12 protein-coding genes are annotated in these 11428 nt (G+C 64.3%); all 12 read left to right on the top strand.

The window, feature by feature from the left end:
* Positions 1–2170, top strand: a 2170-nt coding sequence (locus tag ACE04F_RS25275; RefSeq protein ID WP_486110401.1) for a DNA internalization-related competence protein ComEC/Rec2, incomplete at its 5' end; no start/stop codon positions are given.
* 95 nt (positions 2171–2265) lie between these two features.
* A complete protein-coding gene (locus ACE04F_RS25280; RefSeq protein ID WP_305496069.1) occupies positions 2266–2901 on the top strand; it encodes a MotA/TolQ/ExbB proton channel family protein in 636 nt (211 codons plus the stop codon).
* On the top strand, positions 2898–3326 hold the full coding sequence (locus ACE04F_RS25285) for an ExbD/TolR family protein (protein ID WP_305496068.1): 429 nt from the start codon (positions 2898–2900) through the stop codon (positions 3324–3326). Before ACE04F_RS25280 ends, ACE04F_RS25285 begins: the two co-directional genes overlap by 4 nt.
* Positions 3326–4336 (top strand): tetraacyldisaccharide 4'-kinase, encoded by a 1011-nt coding sequence (gene lpxK / locus ACE04F_RS25290; RefSeq protein WP_486110402.1) that lies wholly within the window; start codon positions 3326–3328, stop codon positions 4334–4336. Before ACE04F_RS25285 ends, lpxK begins: the two co-directional genes overlap by 1 nt.
* Before the next feature lie 22 nt (positions 4337–4358).
* Entirely contained in the window at positions 4359–4544 is a 186-nt protein-coding gene (locus tag ACE04F_RS25295) for a Trm112 family protein (protein WP_003179363.1), read from the top strand.
* Positions 4541–5305, top strand: a complete 765-nt coding sequence (gene kdsB / locus ACE04F_RS25300) for a 3-deoxy-manno-octulosonate cytidylyltransferase (protein WP_486110403.1) — start codon at positions 4541–4543, stop codon at positions 5303–5305. The genes ACE04F_RS25295 and kdsB overlap by 4 nt, the downstream gene beginning before the upstream one ends.
* Complete coding sequence (locus tag ACE04F_RS25305) at positions 5305–5769, top strand: low molecular weight protein-tyrosine-phosphatase (RefSeq protein WP_486110404.1); 465 nt, start codon at positions 5305–5307, stop codon at positions 5767–5769. The genes kdsB and ACE04F_RS25305 overlap by 1 nt, the downstream gene beginning before the upstream one ends.
* The gene (gene murB, locus ACE04F_RS25310; RefSeq protein ID WP_486110405.1) at positions 5766–6785 is read left to right on the top strand and encodes a UDP-N-acetylmuramate dehydrogenase; all 1020 of its coding nucleotides are present in this window, start codon (positions 5766–5768) and stop codon (positions 6783–6785) included. The genes ACE04F_RS25305 and murB overlap by 4 nt, the downstream gene beginning before the upstream one ends.
* 269 nt (positions 6786–7054) lie before the next feature.
* Positions 7055–7525 (top strand): (2Fe-2S)-binding protein, encoded by a 471-nt coding sequence (locus ACE04F_RS25315; RefSeq protein ID WP_434574256.1) that lies wholly within the window; start codon positions 7055–7057, stop codon positions 7523–7525.
* Positions 7522–9837, top strand: coding sequence for a xanthine dehydrogenase family protein molybdopterin-binding subunit (locus ACE04F_RS25320; RefSeq protein WP_486110406.1), 2316 nt, complete (start codon positions 7522–7524; stop codon positions 9835–9837). Before ACE04F_RS25315 ends, ACE04F_RS25320 begins: the two co-directional genes overlap by 4 nt.
* Positions 9837–10808, top strand: a complete 972-nt coding sequence (locus tag ACE04F_RS25325; RefSeq protein WP_486110407.1) for an XdhC family protein — start codon at positions 9837–9839, stop codon at positions 10806–10808. The genes ACE04F_RS25320 and ACE04F_RS25325 overlap by 1 nt, the downstream gene beginning before the upstream one ends.
* 16 nt (positions 10809–10824) lie before the next feature.
* Positions 10825–11415 (top strand): nucleotidyltransferase family protein, encoded by a 591-nt coding sequence (locus ACE04F_RS25330; RefSeq protein WP_486110408.1) that lies wholly within the window; start codon positions 10825–10827, stop codon positions 11413–11415.
* Positions 11416–11428: the final 13 nt, after the last annotated feature.

Genomic DNA, 11428 nt, shown 5'->3' on the forward strand with positions numbered 1-11428 from the left:
GATCGCAGCCATGGCGACGCTGGCTTTGATGGTACTGCCGTTTCGCCTGTACCCGGCGGGTTGCTTCCTCTTCGGGCTGGTCTGGGCGAGCCTCGCTGCGCACCATGCATTGGACGGACGGTTGCCCTCCGCACTGGATGGCGAGACTCGCTGGGTCGAAGGGCGTGTCGTTGGTTTGCCGCAACACGGCGATGGCACGGTGCGTTTCGAATTGACCGATATCCAGTCAAGGCGCACGCGCTTGCCGAGCTCGATGCGCCTGGCCTGGTATGGCGGGCCGCCGGTCAGCAGCGGTGAGAGATGGCGCCTGGCGGTAAAGCTCAAGCGACCCGCGGGACTGCTCAATCCCCATGGCTTCGATTATGAAGCTTGGCTGCTGAGCCGCGGCATTGGCGCCACCGGCAGCGTCAAGGACGGTCGACTCCTGCAACCGGCCCGGGGCGCCTGGCGCGAAGAGGTGCGCCAGGCGCTGGCGAAAGTCGATGTCCAGGGGCGCTCCGGGGCGCTGATGGCATTGGTCCTTGGCGACGGCAGCGGGTTGAGTCGCGAAGACTGGCAGGTGCTGCAAGACACCGGCACGGTCCATCTGCTGGTCATTTCCGGACAACACATCGGCCTGTTCGCCGGCCTCGTATACCTGCTGGTCGCCGGCGCGGCGCGTCATGGTGTCTGGCCTGCGCGGTTGCCGTGGCTGCCCTGGGCCTGCGTGCTGGCGTTCACCGCGGCCCTGGGTTACGGCCTGCTCGCCGGTTTCGAAGTGCCGGTGCGGCGGGCCTGTGTGATGATCGGGCTGGTGCTGCTGTGGCGCTTGCGCTTTCGCCAGGCTGATCCTTGGAAGGCCTGGCTGCTGGCGCTCCTGGCAGTGCTGCTGCTCAATCCACTGGCGAGCGTGCGGCCAGGGTTCTGGTTGTCGTTCGCCGCGGTGGCCATCCTGATGTTTACCTTTCGCGGTCGCCTGGGCCCCTGGCGCTGGTGGCAAACCTGGACCCGCGCCCAGTGGCTGATTGCTCTCGGACTGTGCCCGCTACTCTTGATCCTCGGGCTGCCAGTCAGCCTCAGCGGTCCGTTGGTCAACCTGCTGGCGGTGCCCTGGGTCAGTCTGCTGGTGTTGCCTTCGGCCTTGCTTGGCACCGCGTTGCTACCGATACCTTTCATAGGCGAGAGCCTTCTCTGGATTGCCGGCGGCTTGCTCGATCTGCTGTTCAAGACGCTCGCGCTGGCGGCCGGGCAGATGCCCGCCTGGGTGCCTCCCGCCGTGCCGCTGTGGGCCTGGTGCGTGGCGGCGCTCGGCACTGCGCTGCTGTTGCTGCCCAAGGGCGTACCGCTGCGGATCCTCGGCTGGCCGATGCTGATGCTGATGGTTTTTCCTCCACGGGAAGACGTACCCCACGGGCAAGCCGAAATCTGGCAACTGGACGTCGGCCAGGGGCTGGCGATCCTCGTGCGTACCCAGCGGCACGTCTTGCTTTACGACGCGGGGCCGCGGCTTGGCGACGCCGATGCTGGCGAGCGCGTGGTGGTGCCGACCTTGCACAGGCTCGGTGTGCGTGCCTTGGACATGCTGCTGCTCAGTCACGCCGATGCCGATCACGCCGGCGGTGCACAAGCCGTACGCAACGGATTGCCGACCCGCCGGGTGGTCAGCGGTGATCCCGACGCGCTGCCCGTCGATCTGCAGGCAGGTGCGTGCGATAGCGGCGAAAGCTGGAAATGGGACGGGGTCAGGTTCGAACTGTGGCGTTGGACATCGGCTGTCGAGAGCAACCAGAAATCCTGTGTCTTGCTGGTCGAGGCCGGTGGCGAGCGGTTGCTGCTGACCGGCGATATCGATACCCATGCCGAACGCGCCTTGCTCGACAGTCCCCTGGCGATGCCGACCCAGTGGCTGGCGGCACCGCATCATGGCAGCCGCAGCTCATCGTCGATGGCGCTGCTGGCGCGCCTCGAGCCCCATTCGGTATTGATCTCCCGGGGAAGAAACAATGCGTTCGGCCATCCCCATCCGTGGGTGATGGAGCGTTATCGACGCTTGGGCATGGCGATCTACGACAGTGCCGAACAAGGTGCCATTCGTCTGCAACTCGGCGCCTTCACACCTGCGCTTGGCCAGGCGGGCATTCGCCGGTATTGGCGTGATCCGCCGCCCGCCGGGCCACCGACGCGGCATTGATCTGACGCAGAGTTCTTGCCGCGTTGTCGGCAGGGCGGGCCTGCACGGCGAGTCTGTATGATAAAGTGGCGCACTTTTTCGAGGGGGCTGTCACTGTGTGGGAATTGGTCAAATCCGGCGGCTGGATGATGTTGCCGATCATTCTGAGTTCCATCGCGGCACTGGGTATCGTTGCCGAACGCCTGTGGACCCTGCGGGCCAGCCGCGTGACGCCGGAGCATCTGCTCGGGCAGGTCTGGGTCTGGATCAAGGACAAGCAACTGAACAAGGACAAGCTCAAGGAATTGCGAGCCAGCTCGCCGCTGGGGGAGATCCTCGCGGCAGGCCTGGCGAATTCCAAACATGGTCGCGAGATCATGAAGGAGTGCATCGAGGAGGCCGCCGCGCGGGTCATCCATGACCTGGAGCGCTACATCAATGCCCTCGGGACCATCGCCGCCATGTCTCCATTGCTGGGCCTGCTGGGCACGGTCCTCGGCATGATCGACATTTTCAGCGCCTTCACCGGTTCCGGCATGACAACCAACGCCGCCGTGCTGGCGGGCGGTATTTCCAAGGCATTGATCACTACCGCCGCGGGCCTGATGGTGGGTATCCCTGCCGTGTTCTTCCATCGCTTCCTGCAACGCCGCGTCGACGAGCTGGTGGTGGGCATGGAGCAGGAAGCCATCAAGCTGGTCGAGGTGGTGCAGGGCGACCGTGACGTGGACCTGGCCGGGGGCAAGAAGTGAAATTCCGCCGCAAACCACGGGAAAACATCGAGATCAACCTGGCGTCGCTGATCGACGTGGTGTTCATCCTGCTGCTGTTTTTCGTGGTGACCACCACGTTCACCCGGGAAACCCAGTTAAAGGTTGAGCTGCCCCAAGCGGTGAGTGGCTCGCCGGCCGAGGACCAACAGTTGAAGAACCTGGAAGTCACCATCAGCGCCGAGGGCGCGTTCTCGGTGAATAACCAGTTGCTGCCCAAGAGCGACCTGGCGAGCCTGATCGAGGCCCTGCAGAGGGAATCCGGCGGTGACACCAACCTGCCGCTGGCCATCAGCGCCGACGGCAAGACGCCTCATCAATCGGTCATCACCGCCATGGACGCGGCTGGCAAGCTCGGCTTCAGCCACCTGCGCATGACCACGGTCGAGGCGGCACCGGCACCTTGATGGCCATGTCCGATCGATTGCTTGCCGCGTGGTACAAGGGGCATCCCGCCCTGGTGTTGCTGCGCCCGCTTGAATGGCTGTACCGACGCGTAGTGATCGGCAAGCGCGAGCGCTTCCTGGCGGGCGAGGGCGAGATCTACCGGCCGCCGGTGCCGCTGATTGTGGTGGGCAACATCACCGTTGGCGGCACCGGCAAGACGCCGTTGATCCTCTGGATGATCGAGCATTGCCAGCGCAGTGGCCTGCGGGTTGGCGTGGTCAGCCGGGGTTACGGCGCCAGGCCGCCTCGGCTGCCATGGCGAGTCGAGGCCACGCAGGGCGCCGACGTCGCGGGCGACGAACCGCTGCTCATCGTCCAGCGCAGCGGCGTGCCGTTGATGATCGATCCGGATCGCAGCCGCGCTGTCCGGGCGCTGCTGGACGCCGAGCCACTGGACCTGATCCTGTCCGACGACGGTATGCAGCATTACCGCCTGGCCCGGGACCTCGAACTGGTATTGATCGACAGCGCCCGTGGCCTGGGCAACCGCCGTTGCCTGCCGGCCGGCCCGTTGCGCGAGCCGGTGGAGCGCCTGCGCTCGGTTGACGCCGTGCTGTTCAACGGCGCCAGCGCCGATCGCGAGGACGGTTTCGCGTTCGAGTTGCGGCCGACCGCGCTGGTCAATCTGGCCAGCGGCGAGCGGCGCCCCCTCGACCATTTCCCACCCGGCCAGGCCCTGCATGCCGTGGCCGGTATCGGCAACCCCCAGCGTTTCTTCAAGACCCTCGAAACGCTACACTGGCGGCCGATACCGCATGGGTTTGCCGATCACGCCGAATACAGTGCCCAGGCCTTCGATTTCGAACCGTCATTGCCAGTGGTCATGACGGAAAAGGATGCGGTCAAATGCCGCGCCTTTGCCGCGCCCGACTGGTGGTACCTGGCGGTTGACGCAGCGCCTTCGCCAGCCTTCGCGGCCTGGTTCGATACGCGGTTGATGCGCCTGTTGCCGGATCGGCTCTTGCCTTAAAACGTTTTACCAGGGGAATTTCATGGACACCAAACTGCTCGATATCCTGGCTTGCCCGGTCTGCAAAGGCCCGCTCAAGCTCAGTGCCGACAAGACCGAGCTGATCAGCAAGGGCGCCGGCCTGGCCTATCCGATTCGCGACGGCATCCCGGTGATGCTCGAAAGCGAAGCCCGTACCCTGACCACCGATGAGCGCCTGGATAAATGAGTACGGCTTTTACCGTTGTCATTCCTTCGCGCTTTGCCTCCACGCGCTTGCCCGGCAAACCGTTGCTGCTGATCGCCGGCAAGCCGATGATCCAGCATGTCTGGGAGCAGGCCTGCAAGAGCAGTGCCCAGCGTGTGGTGGTGGCAACGGACGACGCGCGCATCGTGGCGGCCTGCAAGGGCTTTGGCGCCGAAGTGGTGATGACCCGCGAGGATCACAACTCCGGTACTGACCGCCTGGCGGAAGTGGCTGGGAAACTCGGTCTGGCGTCCGACGCCATTGTCGTCAACGTGCAAGGCGACGAGCCGCTGATCCCGCCGAGCGTGATTGATCAGGTCGCGGCGAACCTGGCGGCGCACCCCGAAGCGCGCATGGCCACCCTGGCCGAGCCGATCGAGGATGTGCAGACGCTGTTCAATCCCAACGTGGTCAAGGTGGTCAGCGACCTCAACGGCCTGGCATTGACGTTCAGCCGTGCCACTTTGCCTTGGGCCCGAGAGGCATTCGCTCAGGGCCGCGACGTGCTGCCCGAAGGCGTGCCGTATCGTCGCCATATCGGTATCTATGCCTACCGCGCCGGTTTTCTTCAGGACTTCGTCGCCTGGGGCCCGTGCTGGCTGGAAAACACCGAAGCCCTCGAGCAGCTTCGGGCGTTGTGGCATGGCGTGCGGATTCATGTCGCCGATGCGCTGATCGCGCCGCCGACCGGTGTAGACACCCCCGAAGACCTCGAGCGCGTTCGTCGCCTGCTGGAGGCTTGATGCGGGTTCTGTTCGTCTGCCTTGGCAACATTTGCCGGTCGCCCACCGCCGAAGGCATCTTGCGCCATAAGTTGCGCGAAGCTGGGTTGGAGGGGCAGGTGGAAGTCGCCTCCGCCGGTACCGGTGACTGGCATGTCGGCAAGGCCCCTGACAAACGCAGCATGGCTGCGGCCCTGCGACGTGGCTACGATCTGTCGGCCCAGCGGGCCCGGCAAGTCACCCGCGCCGACTTCGCTGCCTATGACCTGATCCTGGCCATGGACAGCAATAACCTGCGCAACCTCAAGGCACTGCAACCGGCCAGTGGCAAGGCTGAGCTCGATCTGTTCCTGCGTCGCTACGAGTCTGAGCTTGATGATGTCCCTGATCCGTACTACGACGGCGAACAGGGTTTCGAGCAGGTGCTCGACCTGATCGAGCAGGCCACGGATCGCCTGGTCGTCGAATTGAAGGGGCGGTTATGACCTTGCATGTCCAGGCCGGCGTCAGCCTCAAGCCGTTCAACAGCTTTGGCGTGGACGCTGCCGCACGGCTGTTCGCCGAGGCCCACAGCGATGCCGATGTCCGCGAGGCATTGGCCTATGCCGCCGGGCATGATCTGCCGTTGCTGGTGATCGGCGGCGGCAGCAATCTGCTGTTGACCAACGACATCGACGCGCTGGTGTTGCGCATGGCCAGCCAGGGGATCCGCCTGCTCAGCGACGACGGCGAACGTGTGGTGATCGAGGCCGAGGCCGGTGAGCCCTGGCATCCTTTTGTCCAGCACACGCTGGCGCAAGGGTGGTCGGGGCTGGAGAACCTCAGCCTGATTCCCGGTACGGTAGGGGCGGCACCGATGCAGAATATCGGTGCCTACGGCGTGGAAATAAAGGATGTCTTCGCCGGTCTTACCGCGCTGGATCGCCATACCGGCGAGTTGCGCGACTTCGCCCTTGAAGAATGCGCCTTCGCCTACCGCGACAGCCTGTTCAAGCAGCAGGCGGGGCGCTGGTTGATCCTGCGGGTACGTTTTGCCCTCAGTCGGGTCGCGCATCTGCATCTGGAATACGGCCCGGTCCGCCAGCGCCTGACCGAGCAAGGCATCGCTCAGGCAACGCCTGCGGATGTCAGCCGGGCGATTTGCAGCATCCGCAGCGAAAAACTTCCGGACCCCGCCGTACTCGGCAACGCCGGCAGCTTCTTCAAGAACCCGTTGGTGCCCGCCATCCACGTGGCCCATCTCAAACTGCAATACCCTGACCTGGTGGCTTATCCACAGCCTGGAGGGCAGATGAAAATCGCTGCCGGCTGGCTGATCGAACGGGCCGGCTGGAAGGGCTTTCGCGAGGGCGACGCTGGCGTGCACAAGTTGCAGGCACTGGTGCTGGTCAATTATGGCAACGCCACGGGCCTGCAATTGCTGGACCTGGCTCGACGGATCCAGAAGGACATTGCCGAACGTTTCCAGGTTGATCTGGAGATGGAGCCGAATCGCTACTGACGGGCGCTTGGCACCCGTGTGAAGAAAAAACGCCCTGCATAACCTGCACACGCTCATTCGTGCAGGATTGTGCAGGGCGTTTTGCTTGTTCCTGGGTTAATTTAATTGGCTGACGATGCGAGCATACGCATCCCCCAAGGCCCGGTGCAGACGCTGTTGACGTGTGCACAAGAGAGCCGGATCAGCCTGAGCCAGTCTGCGACACCGAACCGATTACCCAGCGGCAGATTGCTCGACCCCCATAACTCGAACCAAATGCGGGCGTGCCCATGATTACCCTGAAACTCAATGGAACAGATCATCAACTGGATGTTACCGAGGACATGCCGCTGCTGTGGGCGATCCGCGACGTGGCCGGTTACAACGGCACCAAGTTCGGCTGCGGCATGGGCCTGTGCGGCGCTTGCACGATTCACATCGACGGCGCCCCGGCGCGCAGTTGCATCACGCCGATCGGCTCGGTGAAAGGTCAGAACGTCAGCACCATCGACGCGCTTCACGTCGACCCGGTCGGCCAGGTGGTACAGAAGGCCTGGTTGGACACCGCTGTGGCCCAGTGTGGTTTTTGCCAGGGCGGGCAGATCATGTCCGCCACGGCGTTGCTCAAGACCAACCCCAACCCGACGGATGAACAGATCGAGGAGGCCATGGTCGGCAACCTCTGCCGCTGTGGCACCTACAACCGGATCAAGACCGCGATCCGCCAGGCCTCCACTCACCTGAAGGAGGCCAAGGCATGAGCCGTTTGCCGAATGATTTTGTGCTGAGCAATCTCAGCCGTCGGGGTTTCCTCAAGGGCGCCAGCGCCACGGGCGTGCTGGTGCTGGCCGCCACCTGGGGCCTGCCGGAGGCCTTCGCCGAAGAGAAGAAGTTCGGCGCCGAGGGCATGCCCCATGGTGCGGTCGACGACCCCAAGGTCTATGTGAGCATTGCCGCTGACGGCAGCGTCACGGTGATCTGCAACCGTTCGGAAATGGGCCAGGGCGTGCGCACCAGCCTGAGCATGGTGGTGGCCGACGAACTCGACGCCGACTGGGCACTCGTCAAGGTCAGGCAGGCGCCGGCCGATGAGGCGCGCTTCGGCAACCAGGACACCGACGGCTCGCGCAGCATGCGTCATTGGTACGAGCCGATGCGCCGCTGCGGTGCCGCCGCCCGGACCATGCTTGAATTGGCCGCCGCTGCCCAGTGGAAAGTGCCGGCGGGCGAATGCCGTGCGCAACTGCATAAAGTGGTGCATCAGCCTTCGGGGCGCGAACTGGGTTATGGCGAGTTGGCCGCCGCCGCCGCGGCCTTGCCGGTTCCGGCCCGCGACAGCCTGCGCCTCAAGCAGCCGTCGGAGTTTCGATACATCGGCAAGGAAGCGAGCCGTGCCATCGACGGCGCGGACATCGTCAACGGCCGAGCGGTGTTCGGTGCCGATGTGCATTTCGACGGCATGCTCTACGCCGTCGTCGCCCGCCCACGGGTCTATGGCGGCAAGGTCAGGAGCGTCGACAGCAGCGCGGCGTTGAAAGTACCGGGCGTGATCAAGGTGGTGCAGATCGAAGGACGCCCTTTGCCTTCCGAATTCCAGCCGCTGGGCGGCGTGGCGGTGGTAGCAAAAAACACCTGGGCGGCGATCAAGGGCCGCGAAGCGCTGAAAATCGAGTGGGACGATGGCCCGAATGCCGGCTATGACTCCATCGCCTACCGCAAGGAACTGCAAGCGGCTGCGCTGAAACCAGGCAAAGTCCTGCACAGTACCGGCAACCTTGACGACGCACTGGCCAAGGCCGATTCGACGTTGGAGGCTGCCTATTACCTGCCGCACCTTTCCCAGTCACCGATGGAGCCGATGGTCGCGGTCGCCCGCTTCAAGGACGGTCAATGCGAAGCCTGGGCACCGAGCCAGGCACCCCAAGTCACCCGCGAACGCGTCGCCGAACGCCTGGGCATTGCTTTTGAGAAGGTCACGATAAATATCACGTTGCTGGGTGGCGGTTTCGGACGCAAGTCCAAACCCGATTTCGTCGTCGAGGCGGCTGTGCTCGCCAAGGAATTCCCCGGCCAGGCGGTTCGGGTGCAATGGACCCGCGAGGACGACATTCATCACTCGTATTTCCATACCGTATCGGCCGAATACCTGAAGGCCGGCCTGAACAAGGACGGGCTGCCCTCCGCTTGGCTGCATCGCACCGTGGCCCCGTCCATCACCGCGTTGTTCGCGCCGGGCATGACCCACGAAGCGCCATTCGAAGTGGGCATGGGCGTGACCAACATGGCCTACGCTATTCCCAACCTGCGCCTGGAGAACCCCGAGGCGGTGGCCCATGCCCGGGTTGGCTGGTACCGCTCGGTGTCGAACATTCCCCATGGATTTGCGATTCAGAGCTTCATCGACGAACTGGCCCACAAGGCCGGCCAGGATCCGCTGAAATATCACCTCAAGTTGCTTGGCCCGGACCGCAAGATCAACCCCAATAGCCAGAATGACAGCTGGAACTACGGCGAATCGCCCGAGCGTTATCCCATCGATACGGCGCGGATCCGCACCGTGCTGGAGACTGCGGCGAAGGCCGCTGGCTGGGGCCGTGAATTGCCCAAGGGCCGGGGCTTGGGGCTGGCGGTGCACTACAGCTTCGTCACCTACGTGGCCGCGGCGCTCGAAGTCGAGGTCAAGGATGACGGCACGATCATTGTGCACAAAGCGGACATTGCCGTGGACTGTGGGCCGCAGATCAATCCCGAGCGCATCCGCTCGCAGTTCGAAGGCGCCTGCGTGATGGGCCTGGGCAACGCGATGGTCGGGGAGATCAGCTTCAAGGACGGCAAGGTCCAGCAGGACAATTTTCACATGTACGAAGTGGCGCGCATGTCCCTGGCACCGAAGGAAATAGCCGTGCACCTGGTCACTCCGCCGGGCGAAGTGCCGCTGGGTGGTGTCGGTGAGCCGGGCGTGCCGCCGATCGCGCCGGCATTGTGCAACGCCATCTTCGCTGCCACCGGCAAGCGCATCCGTGATCTGCCCGTGCGTTACCAGCTGCAAGGCTGGCAACAGGCCAAAGCCTGATGGACAGCGTTGATCTGAACGTGCTGCGCAGCGTGCTGGAATGGCGTCGCGCCGGGCAGCGGGTGGTGCTGTTCACGGTGGTCCAGACCTGGGGCACCGCGCCGAGACCTCCGGGGGCCATGCTGGCCCTGCGCGAGGACGGCGTGGTGATCGGTTCGGTATCGGGCGGTTGTGTCGAGGATGACCTGATCGCCCGGCTACACGACGGCCGGATTCCGGCGGATGGCCCGCCCGTGCAGCTCATCACCTACGGTGTCACCCGTGAGGAGGCGGCGCGTTTCGGCTTGCCGTGCGGCGGCACCTTGCGCCTGACGGAGGAGCGAGTCGGCGATCCAGGCTGGGTCGCCGAGTTGTTGGGGCGGTGCGAGGCCCACGAGATAGTTGCCCGGGAATTGACCATCGCGACCGGCGGCGTGGTGCTGACACCGGCGAGCAAAAGCGATGCGTTGGTGTTCGATGGCGAAACGCTGCGGGCGATCTATGGCCCGCGCTGGCGGCTGTTGCTGATCGGCGCCGGGCAGCTGTCGCGTTACGTGGCGGAAATGGCCCGGTTGCTGGATTTCGAAGTACTGATCTGCGACCCGCGCAAGGAATTTGTCTACGGTTGGGAGGAGCAGCATGGCCGCTTTGTTCCGGGCATGCCCGACGAGGCGGTGCTAAGCATCGAGACCGATGAGCGCACCGCGATCGTTGCCCTGACCCATGACCCGCGCCTGGACGACATGGCCTTGCTCACCGCCCTGGATTCCAGGGCTTTTTATGTCGGCGCCCTCGGCTCACGGGTCAACAGTCAGAAGCGCCGGGACAACCTCGCTCAGCTAGGCTTGTCAGCACAGGCCATCGAGCGGCTGCACGGCCCCATCGGCCTGCATATCGGCAGTCACACTCCGGCGGAAATCGCCCTGTCGCTGCTGGCGGAAATCGTCGCGATCAAGAATGGCGTCGAATTGCGTCAAAAGAAACCGCTGTAATCCAGGAGGGAAGGGTATGTCTGAGTCCATTGGCGTGATCATCCTCGCGGCCGGCTCGGGCCGCCGTTTCCGTCAGGTCGCCGGGACCGGCAAAGACAAGCTGCTGGCGGATTGCACAGGCCGTGACGGCGCGGTGCGCTCGGTGATCGAGCATGTGCTGGTCAACCTGCCGGCCTCGCTGGACAAGCGCGTGCTGGTCACCCGCAATGACCGTCCGCAGGCCATTCGCATGGCCCAGGCCTATGGGTGCGACTTCGTCGAACTGGATTCGCCGGGACTGGGAGACAGCATTGCCGCCGGTGTCCGGGCCTATCCGGAGGTGGCTGGCTGGCTGATCGTGCTGGGCGACATGCCGTTTATCCTGCCGTCGAGCATCGAAAAGGTGGCAGCGGGGATTCGCAAGGATGGCATCAGCGTGCCGGTTCTTGTCGGGGAGTATGGGCATCCGGTGGGATTTGGCCATGGGTTTGGCCCGCAGTTGATGGCGTTGTCCGGCGATCGTGGGGCGAAGGCGTTATTCGCCGGGGCACAAGTGGCCGAAGTGCCGGTGGACGATCCGGGTGTGACCTGGGACATTGATGTGCCAGAGGCATTGATCTTCAGATAAGTCCTGTGGGAGC

The sequence above is a fragment of the Pseudomonas sp. AGC41 genome (assembly GCF_057334555.1).

Excerpts from the sequence above, each read along its gene's own strand:
- ACE04F_RS25330 (WP_486110408.1), top strand. The coding sequence starts at position 10,825 with ATGTCTGAGTCCATTGGCGTGATCATCCTCGCGGCCGGCTCGGGCCGC.
- ACE04F_RS25315 (WP_434574256.1), top strand. The coding sequence starts at position 7,055 with ATGATTACCCTGAAACTCAATGGAACAGATCATCAACTGGATGTTACC.
- ACE04F_RS25320 (WP_486110406.1), top strand. The coding sequence starts at position 7,522 with ATGAGCCGTTTGCCGAATGATTTTGTGCTGAGCAATCTCAGCCGTCGG.
- ACE04F_RS25295 (WP_003179363.1), top strand. The coding sequence starts at position 4,359 with ATGGACACCAAACTGCTCGATATCCTGGCTTGCCCGGTCTGCAAAGGC.
- lpxK (WP_486110402.1), top strand. The coding sequence starts at position 3,326 with ATGGCCATGTCCGATCGATTGCTTGCCGCGTGGTACAAGGGGCATCCC.
- ACE04F_RS25305 (WP_486110404.1), top strand. The coding sequence starts at position 5,305 with ATGCGGGTTCTGTTCGTCTGCCTTGGCAACATTTGCCGGTCGCCCACC.
- ACE04F_RS25325 (WP_486110407.1), top strand. The coding sequence starts at position 9,837 with ATGGACAGCGTTGATCTGAACGTGCTGCGCAGCGTGCTGGAATGGCGT.
- murB (WP_486110405.1), top strand. The coding sequence starts at position 5,766 with ATGACCTTGCATGTCCAGGCCGGCGTCAGCCTCAAGCCGTTCAACAGC.
- kdsB (WP_486110403.1), top strand. The coding sequence starts at position 4,541 with ATGAGTACGGCTTTTACCGTTGTCATTCCTTCGCGCTTTGCCTCCACG.